This window comes from Tersicoccus mangrovi (assembly GCF_036881825.1).
GTDB lineage: Bacteria > Actinomycetota > Actinomycetes > Actinomycetales > Micrococcaceae > Tersicoccus > Tersicoccus mangrovi.
The window spans coordinates 1-21,667 of the sequence record NZ_JBAJMW010000001.1 but is presented as its reverse complement, the minus strand read 5'-3'; the positions used below and the strand labels follow the sequence as shown (position 1 = coordinate 21,667).

The 21,667-nt window shown below is 73.0% G+C and carries 24 protein-coding genes; 19 read left to right on the top strand and 5 right to left on the bottom strand.

Annotated elements, in window-relative coordinates; genetic code table 11:
* The first annotated feature begins 49 nt into the window (after positions 1-49).
* From hemE to V6N00_RS00080, 9 genes are all read left to right on the top strand, one after another.
* The gene (gene hemE, locus V6N00_RS00120) at positions 50-1,129 is read left to right on the top strand and encodes a uroporphyrinogen decarboxylase (protein WP_334230067.1); all 1,080 of its coding nucleotides are present in this window, start codon (positions 50-52) and stop codon (positions 1,127-1,129) included.
* A complete protein-coding gene (locus V6N00_RS00115) occupies positions 1,126-2,670 on the top strand; it encodes a protoporphyrinogen/coproporphyrinogen oxidase (protein ID WP_334230066.1) in 1,545 nt (514 codons plus the stop codon). Before hemE ends, V6N00_RS00115 begins: the two co-directional genes overlap by 4 nt.
* A 55-nt stretch (positions 2,671-2,725) precedes the next feature.
* A complete protein-coding gene (gene hemQ / locus V6N00_RS00110) occupies positions 2,726-3,424 on the top strand; it encodes a hydrogen peroxide-dependent heme synthase (RefSeq protein ID WP_334230065.1) in 699 nt (232 codons plus the stop codon).
* Positions 3,421-4,653 carry a ferrochelatase gene (locus V6N00_RS00105; protein WP_334230064.1) on the top strand — a complete coding sequence of 411 codons (1,233 nt, stop codon included), beginning with the start codon at positions 3,421-3,423 and terminating at the stop codon, positions 4,651-4,653. Before hemQ ends, V6N00_RS00105 begins: the two co-directional genes overlap by 4 nt.
* Positions 4,646-5,719 (top strand): hydroxymethylbilane synthase, encoded by a 1,074-nt coding sequence (gene hemC / locus V6N00_RS00100; RefSeq protein ID WP_334230063.1) that lies wholly within the window; start codon positions 4,646-4,648, stop codon positions 5,717-5,719. Before V6N00_RS00105 ends, hemC begins: the two co-directional genes overlap by 8 nt.
* On the top strand, positions 5,716-6,654 hold the full coding sequence (locus V6N00_RS00095) for a uroporphyrinogen-III synthase (RefSeq protein WP_334230062.1): 939 nt from the start codon (positions 5,716-5,718) through the stop codon (positions 6,652-6,654). The genes hemC and V6N00_RS00095 overlap by 4 nt, the downstream gene beginning before the upstream one ends.
* Entirely contained in the window at positions 6,651-7,628 is a 978-nt protein-coding gene (gene hemB, locus V6N00_RS00090) for a porphobilinogen synthase (RefSeq protein WP_334230061.1), read from the top strand. The genes V6N00_RS00095 and hemB overlap by 4 nt, the downstream gene beginning before the upstream one ends.
* Before the next feature lie 5 nt (positions 7,629-7,633).
* Positions 7,634-8,977, top strand: a complete 1,344-nt coding sequence (hemL, locus tag V6N00_RS00085) for a glutamate-1-semialdehyde 2,1-aminomutase (protein ID WP_334230060.1) — start codon at positions 7,634-7,636, stop codon at positions 8,975-8,977.
* Positions 8,978-9,135: 158 nt separating this feature from the next.
* On the top strand, positions 9,136-9,393 hold the full coding sequence (locus V6N00_RS00080; RefSeq protein WP_334230059.1) for a DUF6458 family protein: 258 nt from the start codon (positions 9,136-9,138) through the stop codon (positions 9,391-9,393).
* A gap of 96 nt (positions 9,394-9,489) precedes the next feature.
* On the opposite strand, the gene V6N00_RS00075 is transcribed toward V6N00_RS00080, so the two are convergent.
* Entirely contained in the window at positions 9,490-10,023 is a 534-nt protein-coding gene (locus V6N00_RS00075; protein WP_334230058.1) for an AAA family ATPase, read from the bottom strand.
* Between the two features lie 69 nt (positions 10,024-10,092).
* On the opposite strand from V6N00_RS00075, the gene V6N00_RS00070 reads away from it, so the two are divergent.
* Positions 10,093-11,337, top strand: a complete 1,245-nt coding sequence (locus V6N00_RS00070) for a phosphatidylserine decarboxylase family protein (RefSeq protein ID WP_334230057.1) — start codon at positions 10,093-10,095, stop codon at positions 11,335-11,337.
* A gap of 28 nt (positions 11,338-11,365) precedes the next feature.
* Here V6N00_RS00070 and V6N00_RS00065 read toward each other — a convergent pair whose 3' ends face one another.
* Positions 11,366-11,503, bottom strand: coding sequence for a hypothetical protein (locus tag V6N00_RS00065; RefSeq protein WP_334230056.1), 138 nt, complete (start codon positions 11,501-11,503; stop codon positions 11,366-11,368).
* Between the two features lie 31 nt (positions 11,504-11,534).
* On the opposite strand from V6N00_RS00065, the gene V6N00_RS00060 reads away from it, so the two are divergent.
* Entirely contained in the window at positions 11,535-11,672 is a 138-nt protein-coding gene (locus V6N00_RS00060; RefSeq protein ID WP_334230055.1) for a hypothetical protein, read from the top strand.
* A gap of 58 nt (positions 11,673-11,730) precedes the next feature.
* Here V6N00_RS00060 and V6N00_RS00055 read toward each other — a convergent pair whose 3' ends face one another.
* A complete protein-coding gene (locus tag V6N00_RS00055) occupies positions 11,731-12,231 on the bottom strand; it encodes a hypothetical protein (RefSeq protein ID WP_334230054.1) in 501 nt (166 codons plus the stop codon).
* A gap of 437 nt (positions 12,232-12,668) precedes the next feature.
* Between V6N00_RS00055 and V6N00_RS00050 the strand changes: the two genes are divergently transcribed.
* The 5 genes from V6N00_RS00050 to V6N00_RS00030 all read left to right on the top strand — a co-directional run bounded on the left by V6N00_RS00050 (position 12,669) and on the right by V6N00_RS00030 (position 17,036).
* The gene (locus tag V6N00_RS00050) at positions 12,669-13,220 is read left to right on the top strand and encodes an NlpC/P60 family protein (RefSeq protein ID WP_334230053.1); all 552 of its coding nucleotides are present in this window, start codon (positions 12,669-12,671) and stop codon (positions 13,218-13,220) included.
* Between the two features lie 69 nt (positions 13,221-13,289).
* Complete coding sequence (locus V6N00_RS00045) at positions 13,290-14,243, top strand: alpha/beta hydrolase (RefSeq protein WP_334230052.1); 954 nt, start codon at positions 13,290-13,292, stop codon at positions 14,241-14,243.
* 252 nt (positions 14,244-14,495) lie between these two features.
* Positions 14,496-15,386 (top strand): ABC transporter substrate-binding protein, encoded by an 891-nt coding sequence (locus tag V6N00_RS00040; RefSeq protein ID WP_334230712.1) that lies wholly within the window; start codon positions 14,496-14,498, stop codon positions 15,384-15,386.
* 97 nt (positions 15,387-15,483) lie between these two features.
* Positions 15,484-16,278: an amino acid ABC transporter permease gene (locus tag V6N00_RS00035; protein WP_334230051.1), complete on the top strand. Its 795-nt coding sequence runs from the start codon at positions 15,484-15,486 to the stop codon at positions 16,276-16,278.
* On the top strand, positions 16,275-17,036 hold the full coding sequence (locus V6N00_RS00030) for an amino acid ABC transporter ATP-binding protein (protein ID WP_416384995.1): 762 nt from the start codon (positions 16,275-16,277) through the stop codon (positions 17,034-17,036). The genes V6N00_RS00035 and V6N00_RS00030 overlap by 4 nt, the downstream gene beginning before the upstream one ends.
* 32 nt (positions 17,037-17,068) lie before the next feature.
* Here the strand turns inward: V6N00_RS00030 and V6N00_RS00025 are convergent, their stop codons facing one another.
* Positions 17,069-17,767: an exonuclease domain-containing protein gene (locus tag V6N00_RS00025; RefSeq protein WP_334230050.1), complete on the bottom strand. Its 699-nt coding sequence runs from the start codon at positions 17,765-17,767 to the stop codon at positions 17,069-17,071.
* Positions 17,768-17,931: 164 nt separating this feature from the next.
* Here V6N00_RS00025 and V6N00_RS00020 point away from each other — a divergent pair, with 164 nt between their 5' ends.
* Entirely contained in the window at positions 17,932-19,014 is a 1,083-nt protein-coding gene (locus V6N00_RS00020) for a DMT family transporter (RefSeq protein WP_334230049.1), read from the top strand.
* Between the two features lie 30 nt (positions 19,015-19,044).
* Here the strand turns inward: V6N00_RS00020 and V6N00_RS00015 are convergent, their stop codons facing one another.
* Positions 19,045-19,617 carry a cysteine hydrolase family protein gene (locus tag V6N00_RS00015; protein WP_334230048.1) on the bottom strand — a complete coding sequence of 191 codons (573 nt, stop codon included), beginning with the start codon at positions 19,615-19,617 and terminating at the stop codon, positions 19,045-19,047.
* 72 nt (positions 19,618-19,689) lie between these two features.
* Here V6N00_RS00015 and V6N00_RS00010 point away from each other — a divergent pair, with 72 nt between their 5' ends.
* Positions 19,690-20,136, top strand: coding sequence for a MarR family winged helix-turn-helix transcriptional regulator (locus tag V6N00_RS00010; protein ID WP_334230047.1), 447 nt, complete (start codon positions 19,690-19,692; stop codon positions 20,134-20,136).
* Between the two features lie 5 nt (positions 20,137-20,141).
* The gene (locus V6N00_RS00005; protein ID WP_334230046.1) at positions 20,142-21,551 is read left to right on the top strand and encodes an MFS transporter; all 1,410 of its coding nucleotides are present in this window, start codon (positions 20,142-20,144) and stop codon (positions 21,549-21,551) included.
* The last annotated feature ends 116 nt before the right edge of the window (positions 21,552-21,667 follow it).

Genomic DNA, 21,667 nt, shown 5'->3' with positions numbered 1-21,667 from the left:
GGCACCCCGGTTCGCTCCTGGACCGGCCCGGCAGGCACAATCGAGAACCATGAGCACCGCAGCCGTTCCCGCCCTGCCCGCCGAGCACCCGCTGATGGACGGCCGGACCGCCCACAGCCCCCTGCTCCGGGCCCTGCGCGGTGAGCGGACCGGGTCCCGCGCCGTCTGGTTCATGCGCCAGGCCGGCCGCTCCCTGCCCGAGTACCGCACCGCGCGCGAGGGCATCGGCATGCTCGAGTCCTGCCTGCGCCCCGACCTCGCCTCCGAGATCACGCTGCAGCCGGTCCGCCGCCACCAGGTGGACGCCGCCATCTTCTTCTCCGACATCGTCGTGCCCCTGCGCCTGGCCGGCGTCGACGTCGACATCGTCCCCGGCCGTGGCCCGGTGCTCGGCTCCCCGGTGCGCACCCCCGACGACGTCGCCGCCCTCCCCTCGCTCGACGACGTCGACTTCACCGCCATCCGCGAGGCCGTCGCCCTGACCGTCTCCCAGCTCGGCACCACCCCCCTGATCGGTTTCGCCGGTGCCCCCTTCACCCTCGCCGCCTACATGGTCGAGGGCGGCCCCTCCCGCGACCACCTCGGCCCCCGTACCCTCATGCACGCCGACCCGGAGACCTGGCGCGCCCTGACCACCTGGGCCGCCGACCTCTCCGGCGCCTTCCTGCGCGCCCAGATCGAGGCCGGTGCCTCCGCCTGCCAGCTCTTCGACTCCTGGGCCGGCTCCCTGTCCGCCGCCGACTACGAGGCCCACGCCGCCCCCGCCTCCGCCCGCGCCTTCGGCCACGTCGCCGACCTGCCCGTGCCCCGCATCCACTTCGGCACCGGCACCAGCGAGCTCCTGCCCGCGATGCACGCCGCAGGGGCCACCGCCGTCGGCGTCGACTACCGCCTGCCGCTCGACGAGGCCTCCCGCCGGCTCGGCGGTGGCGTGCCCCTGCAGGGCAACATCGACCCCGCCCTGCTCGCCGCGCCCTGGGAGGTGCTCGAGGAGCACGTGCGCGACGTGTTGCGCCGCGGCGACTCCGCCCCCGGCCACGTCGTCAACCTCGGCCACGGCGTCCCCCCGGAGACCGACCCGACCGTCCTGACCCGGATCGTCGAGCTGGTTCACGAGGTGCCCCAGTGACGACGCCGACGGAGTCGGAGAAGGAGCCGGAGGAGGGCCAGAACGAGGTCGAGCGTGCCGACGTCGTCGTCATCGGCGCCGGTATCGCGGGCCTGATCGTCGCCGACCGCGCCGCCGCGGCCGGTCTGCACGTGCTCGTGCTCGACGCCGCCGACGTGCCCGGGGGGTGCGTGGCCCGGCACGAGGTGGGCGGTCTCGCGCTGGACGCCGGCGCCGAGTCCTACGCGACCCGCAGCACCGCCGTCGCCGACCTGGCCCGCGACCTGGGCCTGGGGGACGAACTCGTCACCCCGGATCCGGCCGGCGCCTGGGTCGCCCACCGGGACGGCACCTGGCCGCTGCCGCGGGCCGGCCTCCTCGGCATCCCCACCGACCTCGACGACCCCTCCCTGCACGCCGCGCTCGGCCCCGACGCCCTGGCCCGCGCCCGCCGCGACGCCACCGATCCCGTGCCCGCCGAGCTCACCCCGGGCGCCCCGACCCCGCCGAGCCTCGGCACCGTGGTCCGCACCCGGATGGGGGAGCAGGTCCTCGACCGGCTGGTCCGGCCCATCGTCTCCGGCGTGCACGCCGCCGATCCCGACGCCCTCGACGCCCAGGCCGTCGCCCCCGGACTGCTCGCCGCGCTCGAGGAGACCGGGTCGCTCGCCGCCGGCGTCGCGCGGCTGCGCAGCACCGCGAAGGCCGGCTCCGCGGTCGGTTCCGTGCGCGGCGGCATGCACCGTCTCGTCGACGCGCTCGCCGACCGCATCCAGGCCGCCGGCGGCACGATCCACACCGGCCGTGCCGTGACCGGGCTCCATCGCACCGACGACACGTGGCTCTTGACGACGGAGCAGGTGACGACGGAGCAGGTGACGACGGCGGACGGCCCGCACGGCCCGATCCTCGCCGACCACGTCGTCCTCGCCGCCGGAGCGGGCACGGCGGTCCCGCTGCTCACCGGCCTCTTCCCGTCGCTGGCGGACCTGCCGGCCCCCACTGGCGCGCCTGTCACCCTCGCGACCCTCGTCGTCCGCAGCACCGCCCTGGACACGCATCCCCGCGGCACCGGCGTGCTCGTCGGCGAGGACGTGCCCGGCGTCGAGGCCAAGGCCCTCACCCACGCCACCGCCAAGTGGGAGTGGCTCGCGGACGCCGCTGCTGAGACCGCCGGACCCGGCGTCCACGTCGTGCGGCTCTCCTACGGACGCCCCGGCGAGGACGCCTCCCGCTACGCCGACGACGCCCACGTACTCGAGACGGCCCGGCGTGACGCCGCGACCCTGCTCGGGGTGGAGCTCGGCGGGCCGGACAGCGAGGTGCTCGACGGCGACGTCGTGCGCTGGCCGGGCGCCCTGCCCGCCGCCGGTCCCGGCCACGCCGGCCGGGTCGCACGGATCCGGACGGCCGCGTCATCGGTGCGTCCCGCCGGCAACGGCAAGCACGACACCGGGCCGTCCGCCTTCGCCGTCGTCGGCGGGTGGCTCGCCGGCAACGGTCTCGCGGCGGTCGTCGCGGACAGCCGCGCCCAGGCCGCCCAACTTTTCGACAATATGTAGAAAAGCACGTCGGTCCGGTTAGCGTCAGCCGATCGATCGGGGCAGACTGGGAACCATGACCACTGCCCCCGACCTGCAGACCTCTGCGCCCGGCCTGTCCACGGGCGATCCGTACACGCTCTGGGCGGTCTTCGCCCGCACCGCGTCGCCGTCGCCGGCCGCCCCCGCAGGCGAGCTGGCCGCGCTGACCGGCACCCTTGCCGAGCAGGGCGTGACCGTGCGCGGCTTCTACGACGTCTCGGCGATGCGCGCCGACGCCGACGTGATGGTCTGGCTGCACGCCCAGCAGCCCGAGGACCTGCAGGAAGCCATCCGGACGCTGCGCCGGACCGAGACCCTGGCCGCGACCCGGCTCGTGTTCTCGTCGATGGGCGTGCACCGGGAGGCGGAGTTCTCCAAGGAGCACTCGCCGTCCTACTTCCGCGGCGTGCCCGCCGGGCAGTGGATGTGCGTCTACCCGTTCGTGCGCTCCTACGACTGGTACCTGCTCGACCCGGCCGAGCGCGGCACGATGCTCCGCGACCACGGCCTGGCCGGCCGCGAGTATCCGCAGGTCATCGCCAACACGGTGCAGTGCTTCGCGATGAACGACTGGGAGTGGATGCTCGGCCTTGAAGCGCCGGAGCTGACCGACCTCGTCGACCTGATGCGGCACCTGCGCAACACCGACGCGCGGCTGCACGTGCGCGAGGAGATCCCCTTCTACACCGGCCGCCGGATCGAACCCGCCGAGGTCGCGGGAGTCCTGCGATGACCAGCCCCGCGCTCGACGCCGAGCACGCTCCCGAGCAGCCGCCCGCCACCTACGACGCCGTCGTCCTCGCCTCCTTCGGCGGCCCCGAGGGGCAGGACGACGTCATCCCGTTCCTGCGCAACGTCACGCGCGGTCGCGGCATCCCCGACGAGCGGCTCGAGGAGGTCTCGCACCACTACCGGCACTTCGGCGGCGTGAGCCCGATCAACGCCCTCAACCGCGACCTGCACGCGGCCCTGACCGCGGAGCTCGCCGCCCGCGGCGTCAACCTGCCGTTGCTGTGGGGCAACCGCAACTGGGAGCCGTACATCGGCGACGTGCTCGAGCAGGCCCACGCCGACGGGCACCAGCGCCTGCTCGCGATCACCACGAGCGCCTACTCGAGCTACTCGTCCTGCCGGCAGTACCGCGAGGACTTCGGCAAGGCGCTGCTCGAGCGGAACCTCGTCGGCAAGCTGCGGGTCGACAAGATCCGCCAGTACTTCGACCACCCCGGCTTCATCGCCCCCTTCGTGGAGGGCGTCACCGAGGGCCTCGCCCAGGTGCGGGCCCAGCTCGCCGAGAGCGGCCGCGAGGGCCGGATCCACGTGCTGTTCTGCACCCACTCCATCCCCAGCTCCGACGCCGCCGCGTCCGGGCCGCGGGACCGCGAGTTCGAGGAGGGCGCGGCCTACGTCGCCCAGCACCTGGCGAACGCGCGGATCATCATGGAGCGGGCTGCCACCGGCGCGCCGGAGGGATCCGAGGACGTCGACTGGTCGCTCGTCTACCAGTCCCGGTCCGGGCCCCCGTCGGTGCCGTGGCTCGAGCCCGACGTCAACGACGCGCTCGTCGAGCTGCCCGCCCAGGGTGTGGCCGGCGTCCTGCTCGTGCCCCTCGGCTTCGTCAGCGACCACATGGAGGTCGTCTGGGACCTGGACACCGAGGCCCTCGAGACCTGCCGTGACCTCGGCCTGGCCGCGGTGCGCACCCCGACTCCCGGGACGCACGCCGCGTTCATCACGGGCATGGCCGACCTGATCGCCGAGCGGCTCGACGGCGGGCCTCGCCCGGCGGAGACCGAGCTGGGCCCCTGGTTCGACGTGTGCCGGCCGGACTGCTGCGCCAACCTGCGGCGCGCGGTGCCGACCGTCGCCGGGTCCGACGCGTGCGACCTCTCGGTCAACCCGGCGGGGCCGCCGGCCGACGCCGCCCCGGGTGCGGCCGCGGGAGGCGCCTCCCGTGGGTGAACCCCTCGTCTCCACGGGTGCCCGGCTCCGGCTGGGCACCCGCGGGAGTGACCTCGCGGTCACGCAGTCCGGCATGGTCGCCGACGCGCTCGCCGAGCTCGGCGGGTTCGACGTCGAGCTGGTGAGGGTCCGCACCGAGGGGGACGTCAACCGCGCGCCGCTCGCGCAGATCGGCGGCACTGGCGTCTTCGTCACGGCGCTGCGGGACGCCCTGTTGCGCTCGGACTGCGACGTCGCCGTGCACTCGCTCAAGGACCTGCCCTCCGCGCCCGCGGACGGCCTGACCATCGCCGCCGTGCCCACCCGCGCCGAGGTGCGGGACGTGCTGTGCGCCCGCGACGGCCTCACCCTGGACACCCTGCCGACGGGTGCCCGCGTCGGCACCGGGTCGCCCCGCCGGGCCGCCCAGCTGCGCGCCACCCGTCCGGACCTGACCGTCGTGGATCTGCGCGGCAACGTGCCCACGCGCCTGGGCAAGGTCACGAGCGGGGAGCTCGACGCCGTCGTGCTCGCCGGTGCCGGGCTGTCCCGGCTCGGCCTGCTCGACGCCGTCACCGACTACCTCGACCCGTCCGTGATGCTGCCCGCGCCCGGGCAGGGGGCGCTCGCCGTCGAGGTGCGCACCGAGGACCTGGTGCCCGGCGGCGAGCTCGCCGCCGCGATGGCCGCGCTCGACGACGTCACCGCCCGCGCCGCCGTCACCGCCGAGCGGGCCCTGCTCGCCCGGCTCGAGGCCGGCTGCTCCGCCCCCGTGGGCGCCTTCGCGCGGCACACGGACGGCGCGCTGCACCTCGACGCGGTGGTCGGCTCGCCCGACGGCACCCGCCTGCTGCGGCGCTCGGCCAGCACGAGGACGGCCGGACCGACCCTCGACGAGACCGGTGCCCTGACCGCCGAGGCCGTGACCGCGGCCCGCGACCTGGGCACCCGGCTCGCCGAGACGCTGCTCGACGCCGGCGCCGCGGACCTGATGCCCGCCGACGTCCCGGCGACGGCTGGGACCGCTGCCGCCGGCGTGGTCCGGGCCGCGACCGGCGAGGAGCGCATGGACTCCGACGGCGCGTGAGCCCCTACCCGTCGCCGACCTCCGACCGGCCCCTCGCGGGCCGGACGATCGCGCTGACCCGCGGCCCCGCCCGCGCCGGTGCCCTCGGCGCGGTGCTCCGCGAGGCGGGCGCCACGGTGCTCACCGTGCCGGTCGTCGACTTCGCGTGGCCGGCCGACCTCGGCCCGCTCGATGACGCCCTGACGGCCCTGCGCGACGGGCGGTTCGGCTGGCTCGCCGTCACGAGCGCCACGACCGTCACCGCCCTGACCCGCCGTGCCGCCGCCCTCGGCACCGGGCTGCCGATCCTGCTGGCCGTAGCCGGCGACCGGGTGCGGATCGCCGCCGTCGGTGCCGGAACCGCTGCCGCCCTCGAGCGCGCCGGCGTCGCCGTCGATCTGGTGCCGGCCACCGGTTCCGGGGCACAGGCCCTGCTCGAGGCCTGGCCGGACGCCTCGCCTGAGCAGACCCCGGTCCTGCTGCCCCACTCGGACCTGGCCGCCGGCGCCCTCGCGGACGGGCTCACCGCCCGCGGCTGGCCGGTGACCGCCGTGACCGCGTACCGCACCGTCGACCACCCGGCAGCGCCCGGCGAGGCGATCGAACCGGAGAACCGATGGTCGGAAGCCGCGGGAGAGCGGCTCACCGTCGCCGCCGCGCAGGAGCGCCGGCCCGACGCCGTCGTCGTCACCTCCCCGTCCACGCTGCGCCGGTGGCTCGCCGCCGGGGATCCCTGCCCGATCGTCGCCATCGGCCTCACGACGGCCGCCGCCGCGGCCGAGGCCGGCCGTCCCGCCGCCGCGACCGCGGCCACCGCCGACCCCGCCGCGGTCCGCGACGCCGTCGTGACCGCCGTGACCAGGCCCGTCGTGAGCAACCCGACCGGTTCGCCCAGCGCGAGATCGGCCGACCGCGACGCAGCCCCGCCGACACCCGAGAGAAGATGGAAAGCATGAGCTTCCCCCAGCACCGCCCCCGCCGCCTGCGCGCCACCCCCGCCCTGCGGCACCTGACCGCGGAGGTGCGCGTGCACCCCGCCGACCTGGTGCTGCCCATGTTCGTGCGCGAGGGACTGACCGAGCCGCAGCCGATCAGCGCGATGCCCGGCGTCATGCACCACAGCATCGACAGTCTCAAGGCCGCGGTGCACGAGGCCGCGGACGCCGGCGTCGGCGGCATCATGCTCTTCGGGGTGCCCACCACGCAGGACGCCGTCGGCAGCGGCGCCGTCAGCCCCGACGGCATCCTCAACGTCGCCCTCGCCGAGCTGAACGCCGAGTTCGGCGACGACGTCGTGCTCATGAGCGATCTGTGCCTGGACGAGTTCACCGATCACGGGCACTGCGGCGTCCTCGCCGAGAACGGGACCGTGGACAACGACGCGACCCTGGAGATCTACGGGCGGATGGGCGTCGCCCAGGCGCAGGCCGGGGCGCGCGTCGTCGCGCCGTCGGGCATGATGGACGGCCAGGTCGGCCACATCCGGGCGGCGCTGGACGAGGCCGGCTTCACCGACACGTCGATCCTCGCCTACTCGGCGAAGTACGCCAGCGCGTTCTACGGGCCGTTCCGGGAGGCCGTCCAGTCGTCCCTGCAGGGCGACCGCCGCACCTACCAGATGGACGCCGCCAACCGGCGTGAGGCCATCCTCGAGACCCAGCTGGACATCGACGAGGGCGCCGACATGGTGATGGTCAAGCCCGCGATGAGCTACCTCGACATCCTCCGGGACGTCGCCGAGATGAGCACCGTGCCCGTCGCGGCCTACCAGATCTCGGGGGAGTACTCGATGATCGAGGCGGCCGCCGCGAACGGGTGGATCAACCGCGAGGCCGCCATCGACGAGTCCGTGCTCGGCATCAAGCGCGCGGGCGCCGACCTGATCCTGACCTACTGGGCGACCGAGGTCGCCCGCCGACTGAAGGGCTGAGACCGATGACCACGTCCGCCGATCTGTTCGCCACCGCCCAGCGCCTCATGCCGGGCGGGGTCAACTCGCCCGTGCGCGCCTTCGGGTCCGTGGGCGGCGTCCCGCCGTTCATGGTCTCGGGGGAGGGCCCGTGGCTGCGCGACGCCGACGGCAACCGGTACGTCGACCTCGTGTGCTCGTGGGGCCCGCTGCTGCTCGGCCACGCCCACCCCGGTGTGCTCGAGGCGGTCCACGCCGCCGTCGACCGCGGCCTCTCCTTCGGCGCCTCGACCCCGGCCGAGGCGCAGCTGGCCGAGCTCGTGCAGCAGCGGGTGCCCGCCGTGGAGCGGATCCGGATGGTCTCCACCGGCACCGAGGCGACGATGACGGCGATCCGCCTGGCCCGCGGATTCACCGGCCGCGACCTCGTGGTCAAGTTCGCCGGCTGCTACCACGGGCACGAGGACGCCCTGCTGGTCGCCGCCGGCTCCGGCGTCGCCACCCTGAGCCTGCCCGGCTCGGCCGGCGTGCCCGCCGGGACCGTCGCCGACACCGTCGTGCTGCCCTACAACGACCTCGCCGCCGTCGAGCAGCTCTTCGCCGAGAAGGGTGACCGGATCGCCGCGATCATCACCGAGGCCGCGCCCGCGAACATGGGCGTCGTCGAGCCCGGCGACGGGTTCAACGCGGGCCTGCGCCGCATCACTGCCGACCATGGTGCCCTGCTGATCATGGACGAGGTGCTCACCGGATTCCGCGTGCACCCCGCCGGCTACTGGGGACTCAGTACTTTCAACGACGCCGGCACCCTCGACGACGCCGGCACCGCCGCGTGGGCGCCGGACCTGTTCACCTTCGGCAAGGTGATCGGCGGCGGCCTGCCCACCGCGGCGCTCGGCGGTCGTGCCGACGTCATGGAGTACCTCGCCCCGCTCGGTCCCGTCTACCAGGCGGGCACCCTGTCCGGGAACCCCGTGGCGATGGCCGCCGGCGTCGCGACGCTGCAGTACGCCGACGGCGTCGTCTACGACACGATCGACGGCCTCTCCCGGCAGCTGCAGGCCGAACTGCGCTCGGCCCTGGACGCCGCGGGCGTGGACCACACGATCCAGCACGCGGGCAACCTGTTCAGCGTCGCCTTCGGCACCTCGGGCACCGGGGTGCACGACTACGCGCAGGCCCAGGCGCAGGAGTCGTTCCGGTTCGCCCCGTTCTTCCACGCGATGCTCGACGCCGGGGTGTACCTGCCGCCATCGGTGTTCGAGGCCTGGTTCCTCTCCGCCGCGCACGACGACGAGGCGATGGAGCGCGTGATCGCGGCGCTGCCCGCGGCCGCGCAGGCCGCCGCCGCGGCGACCCCGCCCGCCTGAGGAGTCGACGACGCCGAGAGCACCACGCCAGAAGCACGGCGCCGTATGCACGGCGCGCCCATGTCAGCGCCACAACGGGTTGCACGGGGCGCGGGCCTGTCATCGGGACCGATACGGGTAGCGCCGCACGAGGCGGCCCCCGGAAAGGAGATCTGCAGATGAGCATCGGTGGCGGCGTCGTCCTCTTCGTGATCGGCGCGATCCTCGCCTTCGCGGTCAACATCCAGGTGGCATGGCTCGATCTGACGATGGCCGGCTACATCCTGATGGCCGCCGGCGTCGTGGTGTTCCTCGTCGGCATCCTCCTGCTGTTCCGGCGTCGGTCGGTCGCCTCGACGACGCGCTCGGCGGTCGACCCGGTCAGCGGTGACCGCGTCACCCGCCGGACCAGTTCGCTGGACGACCCCGAGTACTGAGCCGGCCCCCGTAGGGCGAACGGGCAGACCCCAGGGACCCGATGGCGGCATCTCCACGATGCCGCCGTCGGGTCCCTTCGTCTGTCCGATGGGTCGTCAGGGCGCCAGGAGTGCGTCCAGGACCCGCAGCGTCTGCGCGACGGGGCCCGACGCGTCCACGCGGTGGACGCCGGGCTCGGCACGGCGGGCGGCCAGGGAGGCGAGCAGGGCGGCGGCGTCCCCAGGATTGACGAAGCGGTCGTTCTCGACTTGCTCGGCCCGGGTCGGGCGACGGCGCCGCCGGCCGAGCCGCTGTGCCACCGTCGCCTCGTCGACGGTCAGCACCACCTCGAGAAAGCGGGCGTCGGCGTCCCGGGCGACGCGCTCGAGGACGATCACGAAGTCCTGACGGGCCAGGTACTGGTCGACGACGACGTCCTGTCCGCGGTCCAGCAGCTCGGCGACCCGTGAGGCCGCGGTGTCCCGCGCCGCCAGACCCGAACGGATAGGCTCGGCCGGCCACGTCGGCAGGGCGTGCTTCACCTCGTCGACGCTGACGGCGACCCACCCGGGCCGGGAGCGGACCAGGGCGTCGGCGACCGTCGACTTCCCGACGCCCGGAGGCCCGTTGAGCAGGAGGAGGGTCGGCACGCGGGGGAGTCTATCGAGCGGGTGGTGGTGCAGGACGACTCCCCAGATCCGTCCGGCATACTGACCCCCATGACGGACCAGGACTACAAGCAGCGCGGTGAATGGCTCCCGGGGCAGGACGACCTCGAGGCGTGGCTGGCGGGGCACGCCGAGCGGACGGCTCAGCGAGATCCGGGCACCCCGTGGCATCCGTCCGTCCGGCGTTTCCACGACCTCGTCACGTCCGATCCGGTCCTGCGGATGTACGCCACGCGGATGATCGAGCAGGTGCCCTCGTTCAAGCCGTACCGGAACCGGCACCTGACGAGCTTCGAGCAGATGCTCTCCCTCATCGACGCGGTGCTGACGACGGCGCCGGAGTTCAGTGAGGGATCGATGATCACGACCCCGATGGCCGGCATCCTCGACTGGACGATGGGCACCCCCGCGGGCTTCGCCTTCTACCGGGACCCGCGCGTCAACGCCGGCCTGAAGGACATCCTCGACGCCTGGTGCTCGTTCCTCGACAGCGAGAAGTCGCTCTACGTGCTCAACGACTCGCCGACCGGGTGGAAGAGCGAAGAGGCCCGGCGCGCCGTCGGCATGGACGACTTCGTCCACGACCCCGCCGACCCGCACTGGGGCTTCACGTCCTGGAACGACTTCTTCACACGGCACTTCCGCGAGGAGGCCCGCCCGGTGGACGGGCCCGACGACGACCGGATCATCGTCAGCGCCTGCGAGTCCACGCCCTACAAGCTCAGCACCGACGTGCAGCGCCGCGACGAGTTCTGGGTCAAGAGCCAGCCCTACTCACTTGAGGACCTGCTGGCGAACGACCCGGCCGTCGACCAGTTCGTCGGCGGCACTGTCTACCAGGCCTTCCTCAGCGCCCTGAACTATCACCGGTGGCACAGCCCGGTGTCCGGCACGGTGGTTCGCGCCTTCGTCGAATCGGGCACCTACTTCTCCGAGGCCGACTCGGAGGGCTCGGACGCGGTCGAGCCGACCGTCTCCCAGGGCTACCTCGCCCACGTCGCCAGTCGCGCCGTCATCCTGATCGAGTCGGACAACCCCGCGATCGGCCTCGTCGCCGTCGTCCCGGTCGGCATGATCGAGGTGTCCACCTGCACCATCGGCGAGGACATCGTTCCCGGCCACCATGTCGACAAGGGTGACGAGCTCGGCTACTTCCAGTTCGGCGGCTCCACCGAGTGCGTCATCTTCCGTCCCGGCGTGATCGAGTCCTTCGCACTGGCGGCGGTGCCGCAGCACGGCGCCGGTCCCGTCAAGGTGCGCTCGCACCTGGCGACGGCGGTGCGGACCGCCGACTGACGGTACCGCTCCGGCACGGGGCTTCCGGTCAGTTCAGCGCGGCGCCGGCCTTCCGGAGGGTGTCCAGGGCCCGGAGGACGTGCGGGGCGAGTCCGGACTGCTCGGTCGATTCCACCCAGTCGGCGTAGCCGAGCTTGAAGGCGAGCACGCCCAGTTCGGCCGCCATCGGCCGTCGACTGGATCTGCCCGTCGCATCGGTGCCCGAGGAGACGTTCGGCCCGCTCGGGGCGATCTTCGCCATGGACCAGCCCGCCAGCAGCGCCCATACCCGGGAGGCGTTCGGCTGGACGCCGACCCACCCGAATCTGCTGCAGAACCTCGAGAACCTGCGCTGAACCCGTCCGCTCCCCGGTGGTGGGACGGGTGTTCCGTCCCACCACCGCGGCGGATCGGTCAGTGCGCCAACTGCGCGATCAGCCGCGTCGCCGTGGCCTTCGCCTGGTCGTACCGGGTGGGGTAGGCCGAGCGCTGGACGCTCTGGGCCACCTGACCGGCGGTCCAGCTCGGGTGCCGGCGTGCGTTGGGGATGGCCTGGTCGAGGAACCTGTTCGTGGCCCAGGTGACGTTCGTCCGCTGCGCGTAGGTGCCCCACGCGGACGTCTGCTGGAATACGCCCACGGAACTGCCCGTCCCGCACTTGAGGTTGTTCGCGTGGCTCTCCACCCAGGCGGTCTCGAACATGGCCAGCCGCACGCGGTAGGTGATGCCCCGCTTGTCACCGACCGCCTTGAGTGTGCGGAGCACGGACTGGTTGGCGGTGCTCGGCACGAAGCAGCGTGCCGAGGAGGCCGTGGCCGGCGCCTCGGCCGCGGCGGACGCGGTCGTGGCGCCTCCGCCGGCGAGCAGGCCGAGGGCGATCGCGGCGGCGGCACCGGAGCGCAGCAGATTCTTCATGTTGTTTCTCCCCTGGAATGGTGACGACCTCTGGTCGTCGAGATGAACATTTCGGGCATGACGCATCACCGGCGGAAGAATGCACACGAGTGACGAGGCGATCGGCTCGGACAATGGTCGAGGTGAATGTAGGCGGAATGATTCGGCGACGGCTAGACCTACTGGCCGGTAACGTGCGATCGCCAGTGGAGGAGCACGTCAGCACGGCTGATCCGAGCCGTCCGCCCCCGGAATTCCGGGCTTTCTCCACCCCGCGACTGCATGAAGTTGCAATTCGACCGCTGCTGTTGCCCAGTGCGTTTCCGCGCGCCACAATCGAGCCGTGATCCTGATCGGATCGTCGAGTGATCCGATCGGCGGAAGGCATTGTCCGCGTCAGTGATCCGCGGGGGAATTCTGCACAAGGTTCGCACCACACCAACGGGCAGGAGTGAGTCATGCGCGCACACCACAGGAAGATCGTCACCTCCGTCGGGGCCGGTGTCCTCGCCGCCGGCCTCGGGCTGAGCGGGCTGTCCCCGGCCTCGGCCACCACCGCCAGCACGTCCACCACGTCGTCCACCGCCTCGACGGCGACCGCCACGGCCACCATCTCGCGGTCCACGATCATCTCCCGGGCCAGGACCTGGGTGACCGCCCACGTGCCCTACAACCAGCAGGGCTACCACCGGGATCCGCAGGGCAAGCTGTACCGCGAGGACTGCTCGGGCTACGTCTCGATGGCGTGGCACCTGCGCACGAGCTACGTGACGTCGACGCTGCCGCAGGTCTCCCACCGCATCACCAAGACCCAGCTGCGGCCCGGCGACGTCATGCTCAAGACGAGCGGGCACGTCGTCATCTTCAACGGCTGGGCGAACACGGCGCACACGAAGTACAACGCCATGGAGGAGAGCCGGCCCGGGGTGGGCACGGTCGCCCGCGTGACGCCCTACCCCTACTGGTCCGGCCAGGGCACCTTCGTTCCGTACCGGCTGAACGGGCTCTGAGACACGACCGCGGAGGCCTCGGACAGCGGTGTCCCGGGGCCTCCGGCGCGTCCCTCGTAGGCTGCACCTGTGCGCGTGGACCTGACGGAGCTGATCGACCCCGGTCTGGAGCCGCTCGTCGCGCCGACCCGTGCCTTCTACGCGCGGCGTACCGCGGGACGCGGCCCGGCTGACCTCGCCGAGCTGCGCCGGGCCCGGGCAGCCGCGCCGGTCCCGGTCGTGGTCGACCCTCCGCCGGAGGTCGTGACGGTCGGTACGGACGGCCATCGCGTGCCCGTGCGCATCCACCGGCCCCGCTCCGCGCCGCCCGCGGGCGTGCTCCTCGAGATCCATGGGGGCGGTTTCTTCCTCGGCTCCGCCGCGGCGAGCGACCGGGCCGCCCGCCGGCTCGTGGATACCCTCGGCGTCGCCGTCGTCAGTGTCGACTACCGGCTCGCCCCCGAGCATCCGTGGCCGGCGGCGCCCGACGATGTCGAGGCCGCGGCGCTCTGGCTGGCCGAGCACGCGGCTGCCCGCTTCGGTACCTCCCGCCTGGCGATCACCGGCTTCTCCGCCGGCGCCACCCTCGCGATGACGACGCTCGTCCGGCTGCGGGACCGTGGCGTCGACGCCGTCGACGGGGCCGTGCTTCAGTTCGGCACGTGGGATCTCGCAACCGCCACGCCGGCCGGTCGGCTGATCGCGGACGAGTACTTCCTCCCCGCCTACGCGGGCGACGCGGTCGACCGCACCGATCCGGACCTGTCCCCGCTCTTCGCCGACCTGCGCGGCCTGCCGCCGGTGCTGATGATCGTGGGGGCCGACGACGTCCTGCTCGAGGACAACCTCGCGATGGCGGCCCGGCTCTCGGCCGCCGGGGTCGCCGTCGATCTGCGCGTCTACCCCGCGGCTCCGCACGGTTTCACCGGGCACGCGACGCCGATGGCTCAGGCGGCGCTCGGCCAAATCGACGCGTGGCTGGGAGAGCGGGTGGGCGTTCCGGGGCCGGTGCGAGGCGTGACGAAGAGCACGCCTCCGGAGTGACATCGCGTGACGTGCATCGTCGTTCGCGGCCCTGGGCGGCCCTTACGCTGGAGTGATGTCGTCGGCCGGTTCAGCGCCGCGCCGACCTCGCGGGTCGCCGGTCGACCCCTGCCGTCCCGCCTCCGCGGGACCGCCGAGCGCACGCGCCGTCGTGCCATCACCACCGTCGGCGGGGTGTGAACCCGTCCCGCCGCTCGCACCGAGGAGACACCCGTGGCCCTGCCCCGTCGTCTGAAGTCCATCACCACGGCGATGACCGCCGTCGTCCTGGCCGTGAGCCTGAGCGCCTGCGCGGGCGGCGCGTCCCAGAGCGCCAGCACCGGCGCCAACGCCCTGGCCGGCAGCGACCAGAAGAACACCGACAAGTACACGACGGCGAACGTCACCCCGCTCGCGAAGATCGACAAGTCGAAGCTGAACCTCATCTCCGACGGCACGCTGCGCGTCGGCACGCTCTCTGACGCGCCGCCGAACATCTTCATCAAGAACGGCGTCTTCACCGGCTACGACAACGAGCTGCTCAAGGCCATCGGCGCCAAGCTGGGCCTGAAGGTCGAGTTCGCGTCCACCGACTTCTCCGCCCTGCTCTCCCAGGTCGCGACCAAGCAGTTCGACGTCGGGTCCTCCTCGATCTCCACCACGGACAAGCGGCGCCAGAACGTCGGCTTCACCAACGGCTACGACTTCGGCTACATGGCCGTCGTCGTCAAGAACGGCGCCACGGTGCAGAAGTTCGCCGACCTGAAGTCCGACACCCGGATCGGCGTCGTGCAGGGCACCGTGCAGGACGACTACGTGACCAACACCCTCGGCCTGCAGCCCGTGCGCTTCAACGACTACAACACCGTGTACGCCAACCTGCGCAACGGGCAGATCGACGCCTGGGTGGCCCCCTCGCAGCAGGCGGAGGGTCAGGTGAAGGACGGCGACGGCACCAAGATCGCCGAGAGCGTCGTCAACACCCAGAACTTCACCGCCTACGCGGTCAACAAGGACAACAAGGCGCTCATCGACGCGCTGAACTCCGGGCTCGACGGGGTCATCGCCGACGGTACCTGGTCCAAGCTGACCAAGGAGTGGTACCCCAAGCGGGAGACCCCGAAGACGTGGAAGCCCGGCAGCAAGGCCGTCACCGTCAAGTAGCACCCCACCCCGCTCATCCACGGCGCGGTCGCACTCTCGTGCGGCCGCGCCGTGTGCGGGTTCCCGACTTCCCAGCCACACCGACAGGGGGAGACCCATGGACGCCTGGTCGCAGCTGATCGACACCTTCTTCAACGGGCAAGCGATGGCCCAGGTCATTCCCGACCTGCTGACCGTCGGGCTACCCAACACGCTGATCCTCTCCGTCTCGTCGGGCATCATCGGCAGCCTGCTCGGCATGGTCCTCGCGGTGATGGGCATCTCCCGCAACCCGGTTCCCCGCTGGCTCGCCCGCATCTACACCGACGTCTTCCGAGGGCTGCCCGCCGTCATCATCATCCTGTTGATCGGCATCGGGCTCGGGCCGATCGTGCGTCAGGTGACCGGCAGCACCAACCCCTACCCGCTGGGCATCCTCGCCCTCTCGCTGCTCGCCGCCGCGTACATCGGCGAGATCTTCCGTTCCGGCATCCAGAGCGTGGACCGCGGCCAGATGGAGGCCTCGCGGGCCCTGGGCTTCTCGTACGGCGCGACGATGCGCCTCGTGATCATCCCGCAGGGCGTCCGCCGGGTGCTGCCCGCGCTGGTCAACCAGTTCATCTCCCTCATCAAGGACTCGTCCCTGATCTTCTTCCTCGGCCTGCTCGCGAGCCAGCGGGAGATCTTCCGGGTCGGCAACGACGCCACGGCCAACTCCGGCAACCTCTCGCCGCTGGTGGCCGCGGGCCTGCTCTACCTCGTCCTCACGATCCCGCTGACCCACCTCGTCAACGTCATCGACCACCGGCTCCGTGAGGGACGGCGCGAGAAGACCGCGAGCGAGACCGCCGACGCCGCCGTCACCAGCGATGCCACCGGCGCCGCCGGTGTGACCCCAGGAGGACAGCCGTGACCACCCCCGCATCCGAGCACGACGGCGCCACCCGCGCCGGCCATCTGCGTGCCACCGGCATCCACCTGTCGTTCGGCGACAACCACGTGCTGCGCGGCGTCGATCTGGACGCGCCCGCCGGCACCACGACCGCCGTCATCGGGCCCTCCGGGTCCGGCAAGTCCACCCTGCTGCGCGTGCTGAACCGGCTGATCGAGCCGGACCGGGGCGACCTCAGCCTGGACGGTGAGTCGGTCCTGGGCACCAACCCGGACGCCTACCGGCAGCGGATCGGCATGGTCTTCCAGCAGTTCAACCTGTTCCCGCACATGACCGTGGGCGACAACGTCGCCCTGGCCCTGCGCAAGCTGCGCGGTATGGACAAGGATCGGGCGCGGGACGTCGCCCGCGACCAGCTCGACCGCGTGGGCCTCGCGCACCGGGTGGGTGCCCGTCCGTCGGCCCTCTCGGGCGGCCAGCAGCAGCGCGTGGCGATCGCCCGGGCCCTGGCCATGGAGCCGGAGCTCATGCTCTTCGACGAGGCGACCTCCGCCCTCGACCCGGAGCTCGTCAAGGGCGTCCTGGCCCTGATGAGCGACCTCGCGTCCTCGGGCATGACGATGGTCGTCGTCACCCACGAGATGGGCTTCGCCCGCTCCGTCGCCGACGCCGTGACGTTCATGGACGCCGGCGCCGTGGTCGAGACGGGCACGCCGCAGCAGCTGTTCGGCGAGCCGCGCACGGACCGGTTGCGCCAGTTCCTCTCCGACGTGCTCTGACCCTTCGTTCTCGTTCGGCCTCCCTCCTCGCCTCAGCCGACCGGCCAGGGGTGCGGGCCCGGCAGGTCCGCCTCTGCCCAGCCCTCGCGCCGCAGGTGGGCGGCTCGTCGCTCGGCGCGGTGCTGCAGCCAGGAGACCTGCAGGTCGTGCAGCCAGCGGGCCGGCATCTGCAGTTCGGGCCAGCGCCCGGCCATCGCCTCGGCCAGGACGAGGGTCGCTGCCGCGTCCGCGGCTGACGTGTGGGCGTGCACCAACGGCACCTCGAACTCCTCGCACAGGGCGACCAGCGTGCGCTTCCGGCCCGGCTCGAGCCGCCGTTCCAGCTCCCGGTGGATCTGGAACGGGTCGAGGACGGGCATCGGCCGTGGCGGGTCCGGCAGCGACCAGCGGCGGCACTCCTGCAGCAGCACGGTGAAGTCGTAGGAGGCATTGAACGCCAGGACCGGGATCCGCGCGTCGAACAGTTCCCGCAGGGAGGCGCTCACCTCGGCGACGACGGCGGGCGCCGGACGCCCCTCGGCCCGCGCCCGCTCGGTCCTGATGCCGTGGATCGCGCTGGCGGCCTCGGGGATCTCGACGCCGGGGTCCGCGAGCCACTCGTGCCGGCCGATGAACCGGCCGTTCCCGTCCGCGACCACGACGGACGCCGAGACGATCCGGGCCGTCGCGGGATCGCGGCCGGTGGTCTCGAGGTCGAAGGCCGCGCGGGGGAGCAGGTGCCAGCTGCGCATGGTCCTCACGGTACCGGCGGCCACCGACAGTACCCGCCGCGGCAGCCGTCGGGCGGTGGTCCGTCGCGCGCCGCCGCCGGCTGTCGGACTGGTGGCTGCCGGTTCGTGGCGGCTCGGTGACGTCCGGTGCCGGTTCCGTCGGTGGCCGGTGATGTGATGGACCCATGACCGAGGCCACGACCGGCGGCACCGACCGCACCGACCGCACGGATCCCTCCGGGGACGCCACTGATGGTGCGACGAGCGGTGCGACCGGCGGGGCGTCCCGCGGTCCCTCCTCCTCGGGCGGATGGATGCTGTGGGCCGCGATCGGGATGACCGTGCTGCTGTGGGCGTCGGCGTTCGTCGGCATCCGCGCCGCGGCGCACGACTTCGCCCCCGGGCCGCTGACGCTGGGCCGGGTGGCCGTCGGCTCGGTCGCCCTCGCCGGCATCCATCTGACCGTCCAGTTCCGCCGATCGCGTCGCCGGCGCGGTGCAGGAGCGGGCGGAACGATGCCGGCGGCCCCGTCACGCGCGCGGCCGTCCGGACGCGTGCTCGCCGCCGTCGTCGTCTGGGGCGTGGCCTGGTTCGGGATCTACAACATCGCGCTCAACGCCGCCGAGCAGCACGTCGACGCCGGAACCGCGTCACTGATCGTCAACCTCGCGCCGATGATCGTTGCCGTGCTCGCGGGCCTGTTCCTCGGGGAGGGTTTCCCCCGGCGTCTGATCGCGGGGATGCTGGTGGCGCTGTGCGGGGTGGCCGTCATCACCGTCTCGACGTCCACGGGCCGGTTCGACCTGCTCGGCGTCGTCCTCGGTCTGGTCGCGGCGGTCGTCTACGGCAGCTCGGCCACCCTGCAGAAGAGCCTGCTGCGCCGCATCGACGCCTCCACCATGACCGTGCTCGGCTGCGTCGCCGGCACCCTCGCCTGCCTGCCCTTCGCACCCGAGCTCGTACGCGCCCTGGCGGTCGCCCCGACATCCTCGGTGCTCGCCGTCGTCTACCTCGGCGTCTTCCCCACGGCCATCGCCTTCACGACGTGGGGCTATGCGCTCTCCCGGGCCAGCGCGGGCCGGACGGCCGCCTCGACCTACGCCGTGCCGCCCGTCGTGGTGCTGCTCTCCTGGCTGGTGCTGCAGGAGACGCCGCCGGCCGCCGCCCTGCTCGGCGGTGCGCTCGCCCTGACGGGTGTGGCGGTGGCGACGTGGAAGCGGCGGGGCCGGACCGGGCGGCGCTGGCGCCTGCGTTGGTGGGGCGCCTGACGGACCGCGCGGGTTCCGCCCGCTCGCGCCTCAGGGCGCCGTCGTCAGCGTCCCGGCCCAGTCCGCCACGGTCGTGACCTCCGCCTGCCGCGGGAAGACCTTCTCCAGCAGCACGCGGTGCACCTCGGCCTCGCGGTCCGCGCACGCGTCGGAGAGCACCACGAGTCGATAGTCCAGGTCCGCCGCCTGCCGCAGCGTCGAGAGCACGACGCCGCTGGTGCTGATGCCCGCCAGCACGAGGGTGTCCGCCCGGGCGGCGCGCAGCACCACGGCCAGGTCGCTGCCCGTGAACGCGCTGATCCGTCGCTTGACGACGACGGGTTCGTCCTCCCGCGGCCCGAGCGCGGCATGGATCGCCGTGGCGGGGTGATCCATCGTCATGGCGTCCCCGGCGCTGCCGACCAGGCCGGCGAACGACGACGACGCGGACACCTCCGGATAGCCCGGTCGGAAGGCGACGCGCACCCAGACGACCGGGATCGACGCCGCACGGGCGGCCTCGACGGCCTTCCGGGCGCCGGCGAGGACGGCGTCGTCGCCGAGGCGCTCGACGATGCCGTGCTGGAAGTCCATGGCGAGCAGAACGGGGCGGGGATCGGTCATGTCGGCTCCTGCGGATCGAAGGTCGGCGCAGCGCAATAATCAGGTGACACTGATCAGTGTAGGCTGACGATCATGACGGGCACGACCACCGACCATCCCGCTTCGGCGTCCCGGGCCGCCGTCGCGGTCCGCGCCACCGTGAGCCGGGTGCGCCGCCGCATCATGGCGGTCACCGACGGGGCCGACCTGACGCCGAGCCAGGCCTCGGCCCTCATGCGCATCGCCCGCAACGAGGCCGCCACCGCGAGCGGCCTCGCGGCCGCCGAGAAGGTGACGCCGCAGTCCATCGCGGTGACCATCGCCGCCCTCGACCGCGACGGGTACATCGTGCGCACCCCGGACCCGCGCGACGGCCGGCGGCAACTGCTCGAGGCGACCGAGAAGGGCCGCAACCGCGTCGAGGGCGCGCTCGACGCCGGGCGGGCGTGGCTGGAGACCGCCCTCGCCGACCGCTTCAGCGAGACCGAGCGCCAGTCGATCATCGCCGCCATGGGCCTGCTCGAACGGCTGCTCGACTGATGAGCATGACCGCACGCCACCCCGCTCCCACCGACCGGTTCGACCGGCGGCTGCTCGCGCCGATGATGCTCGGCTCGATCCTCAACCCCGTCAACTCGTCGATCATCGCCGTCGCCCTCGTGCCGATCGGCGTCGGTCTGGGCGCGCCCGCGGCCGAGACGGCCTGGCTGATCTCCGCCCTCTACCTCGCGACCGCCATCGGGCAGCCGCTCGTCGGCCGGCTCGTGGACCTCTACGGCGCGCGCCGCCTGTTCCTGGCCGGTGCCGTGCTGACGATCGTCGCCGGCGTCGTCGGCACCCTCGCGCCCTCCATCTGGGTGCTCGTCGCCGCCCGCGTCGTGCTCGGCCTCGGCACGTGCGCCGGCTACCCCGCGGCGATGGCGCTGATCCGGGGCGAGGCGGACCGCACGGGCATGGCGAGCCCGAGCGGCGTCCTGGCCGCCCTCTCGGTCGCGACCCAGACCATCGCCGTCGTCGGGCCGTCCCTCGGGGGGCTGCTGATCGGCATCGGCGGCTGGCGCAGCACGCTCGTGGTCAACGTCGTGCTCGGCCTGGCGAGCCTCGTCCTCGGCTGGCTGTTCGTGCCGGCCACGCCTCCGGGGCGGCAGGCCGCGGGCCAGATGCGGGACGGGACCGCCCGGCTCGACACCGTCGGCGTCGGGCTGTTCGCCGCCCTGCTGCTCGGCATGCTCGTGTTCCTCATGGACCCGACCCCGGCCCGGCTCTGGCTGCCGGCCCTCGCTGTCGTCGCCGGCGTCGCCTTCACCCGCTGGGAGCTGCGCCGGCCCGAGCCGTTCATCGACGTCCGCGTGTTCGCGGGCAACGTGCCGCTGCTGCTGACCTACGCCCGGTCGCTCGTCGCGTCCACCGTCTCCTACTGCTTCCTCTACGGGTTCACCCAGTGGCTCGAGCAGGGGCGCGGCTTCAGCCCGTCGGGCACCGGTCTGCTGCTGTTGCCCACCTTCGCCGTCGGCATCGTCGCGACCGTGGTCGCCGGCCGCCGGGGGACGGTGCGCGTCAAGCTGGTCGTCGGTGCCGTCGCGCAACTGCTGGCCGCCGGGATGATCCTCCTGCTCGGCGACGGCGCCCCCGTCTGGCTGCTGCTCGGGGTCGTCGTGATGCTCGGCCTGCCGCAGGGACTGGTCAACCTGTCCAACCAGACCGCTCTCTACCACCAGGCCCGGCGCGACAAGGTCGGCGTCTCGGCCGGGCTGCTGCGCACCTTCATGTACCTCGGCGCCATGGTCGCCTCCTCCACGGCGGGCCTGGTCTTCGGCCGGCAGGCGACGACCACCGGGCTGCACGGGCTCGGCCTCGTGATGCTCGTGGCCGCCGCCGTCTTCCTCGTGCTCGCCGTCGCCGACCGCGGGCTGGCCGCGATCGACGCCGGCGAGCGTGAGGCGGCGCGGCGCTGACTCGGCGAACTGCTGTGTCGTCGGCGCGGTGGCATCCGCGCCTAGGTGTTGTGGGTCATGACGTTGCCGACGGTGGGGTGGGGGTGAGGAAACGGGCTCCTGGTCGGCACGATGGG